Below are 718 nucleotides of genomic sequence, written 5' to 3' on the forward strand. Positions count from 1 at the left end.
AAGTTGGGCGTCGAGGTCGGCCAGCCGGTACCGGCCGAGGTAGGGGATCAGGACGGTGTCGACGTCGCGGGTGTAGTGGAACCGGGTCGTCGCCCGGATATGGGTGCGGGTGTCCAGCCAATGCCGCAGCCACCGCTCGACCGTCCAACCCTCAGCAGTCCGGTCCGCGGCGCTGCCGGCCACGAACTCGTCACGGGCCTGTCGGGCGGCGGCCTGCGACGGATACCCGCCACGCCTCGCGCGCTCGCGGCGGCCGAGCAGGTTGGTCGCTGAGCAGTGGAAGTACCAGGTGCCGTGTCCGGGTTCGCCGAGCCGGGGACAGAACTGCTCGAGGCGCCGCCGGCTGGCGTCGCGGCACCCGCACCGCTTGAAGATCACACCTGGACTTGCCATCGCACACCCGCCTCGCTGTCGCCGACTTTGGCTCACGGTGAGCTTCCGCTACGGCGGTTGGCAGTCGCTCGCGAGGGTGAGCCCGGCCGACACGGTGCGCCGGCCGAGCCCAATGATCGCCAGCCCCGTGGGCACGCCTACCACGACGATCAGCCGCCAAGGCGACTACGGAACGTAAGAACGTGACCGCCTGAATTGCACGATCAATTCACTCATTTGCCGAAGAGAGGTGCGACATGAGGTCGCACGTAGTGAGTGAGTACGTTGATTGGAGGTCGGGTTTGATGCCCGAGACGTAGCTCCCGGTCAGTATCCGAGACCGGTT

1 pseudogene is annotated in these 718 nt (G+C 67.3%); it reads right to left on the reverse strand.

Annotated features, from left to right (window positions below):
• Positions 1-393: pseudogene (locus IH26_RS0152565) on the reverse strand (site-specific integrase); the annotation flags it as partial.
• Positions 394-718 lie beyond the last annotated feature (325 nt).

It is taken from the genome of Actinoplanes subtropicus, assembly GCF_000721705.1.
Taxonomy (GTDB): Bacteria; Actinomycetota; Actinomycetes; order Mycobacteriales; family Micromonosporaceae; genus Actinoplanes; species Actinoplanes subtropicus.